Source organism: Propionivibrio sp., assembly GCF_029255185.1.
In the GTDB taxonomy this organism is placed as follows: Bacteria; Pseudomonadota; Gammaproteobacteria; order Burkholderiales; family Rhodocyclaceae; genus Propionivibrio.
This window is the reverse complement of the sequence record NZ_JAPUVO010000031.1, coordinates 1-2,674: the sequence shown is the minus strand read 5'-3', so window position 1 is coordinate 2,674 and position 2,674 is coordinate 1. Positions and strand designations below refer to the sequence as shown.

Here is a 2,674-nt window from a genome sequence, read left to right as displayed (position 1 = left end):
GCCGGACATCAGGGCGCGATAGAACTGGTTGAAGGTGTCGAACAAAGCGCGGTGGTCGTCATCGACCGAGGCCACGCCGATCTCCAGCGTCTCGGTCCACTGCGCCGGCGCCGCCGTGTCCTTGTCGCTGCGCACCTGATCGAGGAAGCGGCTCACCTCTGTGCGAAGATACTCGGCCTGCTTGGAAAGCTCGGTGGAGGAGTCCTTGATCTGCGTCGCGGCCGCGCCGGTTTCCGAAGCGGCGCTGCCGACCATGGCAATGCTTTGCGACACCTCGCGCGTGCCCGCCGAAGCGCTCTCGACGTTGCGGGCGATTTCGGACGTGACGGTGGTCTGCTCCTCGACCGAAGTGGCGACAGCGGTCGATATTTCGCCGACATCGTGGATGACCTTGCTCACCGCGCTGATGGCGTCCACGGCTTCCCGCGTGCCGTTCTGCACGGCGGCGATCTGCACCGTGATGTCTTCGGTGGCGCGCGCCGTCTGGTTGGCGAGGCCTTTGACTTCCGAAGCCACGACCGCGAATCCCTTGCCGGCGTCGCCCGCGCGCGCCGCTTCGATCGTGGCGTTCAGCGCGAGCAGGTTGGTTTGCGACGCGATCTGGTTGATGAGGTTCACGATCTCGCCGATCTTGTTGGCGTTGTCGGCCAGAGCGTGCACCGCCGTCGTCGCGGCGTCCACTTCCTGCCGCGCCTTGCGCGACACGGCGGAGGCCTGCGTGACCTGACGCTTGATTTCGCCGATGGAACTGTTCAGCTCCTCGGCGGCGGCCGCGACGGCCTGAACGTTGGAAGACGCGGCCTGAGAGGCGCCGGCGACGGTCTGCGCCTGCCGGCTCGTTTCCTGCGCCGTGACGGCCATCTGGCTTGAGGAGGCTTGCAACTCGGTCGCGGCGGAGGTCACGGTATGGATGACCTTGCCGACGCTGTGCTCGAAAGTGTTCGCCAGCGCGCTCATGGCCGCCTGACGTTCCGCCTCGGCGCGACGCTTTTGCTCCGCCTGATCGGCGCGGAGGCGTTCCATTTCCTGCGCGTTGCGCTTGAAGACGTCCAGCGCGGCGGCCAGCAGCCCAAGCTCGTTCTTTTCGCCGAGGTTGGGGATCACGGTGTCATAGCGTTGATCGGCGATGGCCGTCATCGCCCCCGCCATCCGCCCGATCGGTCGCACGATCCATCGCACCACCACGATGATCGCGGTAAAGCAGATCAGCAGCGCGATGATGCCAGCGAGCATATAAAGGGTTGTGGTGGTCGCAAAGGCTTTTTCCGACTCCTCGAAACTCTTCTTGGCGATCGTTTGCTCAAGCGCGGTCAACTCATCCAGCTTGTCGCTCAGATCATCGTGGGGTTTTGCGTAAAGGCGTCTGGCCGAGTCGATGACCTCCTTGTCGCCAACATCGAGGCCAGGGATTCCCTTTTCGACGGCAGCGCCCAGTTTATCGAGGATGGGGCCAACGGCAGCGACCAGCGCTTCCTCCTCGGCGCTGAACGAAGTCTTCGTGAAGACGCTCCAATGTTCGCGGGCATGCTTAAGTGTGTCCACGACGCGCGACGTCGTTTTATCGTCAATGTCGCCTTGGGAAGCGGCATTCATAACATCGGAAATTACGTCGTAGCTATCATGCACTTCCTTGATCTGCGCCATCGTCACGATGCGGGAATTATACATATCCGCCATGCTGTTCTTCACGTCGCGCGCGGAGGTGTAGCCATACAATCCCAGGCAGGCGATAATGACCGCCAGACCGAAGACGATGGCCAGCAACATAAATTTGATCGTGAGCTCCGATGTCTTCAGCATGTGCGCCGCCTATATTGGGTTGTTGGCATAATCCTTAAAGCTGGCCGCAAAGCGCAGCCAGAAACGGGGTGAAGCCGACAGGCCCCACCCCGACTCCGTCTTACTTCACGTTCTTTTTGGTTGCGTCGATCAGCTTCTGCGCTGCGGGCGAAGGCGCGCCCTTGGTCACATAATACAGTTCGATTTCGTCAACCTTGTCGAGCTTCAGCTCCCGCACCGCCGCGGTCACAGACCCCGCGCCCATCACGCCAAGGGCTTCCGGCGCTTGCGCCACGACCTTGCCGATCATGGTGCCGTTGACCACTTCGCGCTTGTTGGCGGAAATCTGCGCGCCGCCGAGCATGTCCTTCTCGACCGTCGTGCGCAGCCCGCCGGTGGGCACTTCCGTCGCCACCAGAATGGCCTTGTCCTCGCCGCCGACCTGTTTCCAGCTCGTGATTTTGCCGGTGAGGATGTCCACGATCTGCGCGTGGGTCAGTTCCTTGACCGGATTGGCCGGATTGACGGTGAAGGCAATATGGGTCTTGGTGACTTCAACGGCTTGCAAAGCCGCCGCGTCAACGGCCCCCGGGGTCTTGGCGTTCACTTTCGCCGCCACATCCTCCAGCTTGTTCGAGATCATGGCGACATCGGCCTTGCCCTGCGCCAGATTGCTCAATCCGTTGCCCGAACCGTTGCCGACAATGTCCAACGTCAGCCCGCTGTCCTTCTCAATCGCCGCCTTGTTGGGTTCCAGCACCGCCGCGACAAAAGTCGTCGAGCCGTGAACGGAAATAGTGTCGGCGAAAGCCGCCGTCGTCAGAAAGGTCGAAGCCAGAAGCGTGGCGAGGACAAGGGCTCTTTTCATGCGGAGTCTCCATGGTGATTGCAGAAG

Annotated in this window: 2 protein-coding genes; both read right to left on the bottom strand. The window is 61.9% G+C overall.

The annotated features are described in order from the left end of the window. Window positions 1-1,800 (bottom strand): methyl-accepting chemotaxis protein (locus Q1J43_RS00490; protein ID WP_301100319.1); only part of this gene is annotated, 1,800 nt, incomplete at its 3' end. A 100-nt stretch (window positions 1,801-1,900) separates the two neighbouring features. Then, window positions 1,901-2,647, bottom strand: coding sequence for a substrate-binding domain-containing protein (locus Q1J43_RS00485; RefSeq protein WP_301100318.1), 747 nt, complete (start codon window positions 2,645-2,647; stop codon window positions 1,901-1,903). Between the last annotated feature and the right edge of the window lie 27 nt (window positions 2,648-2,674).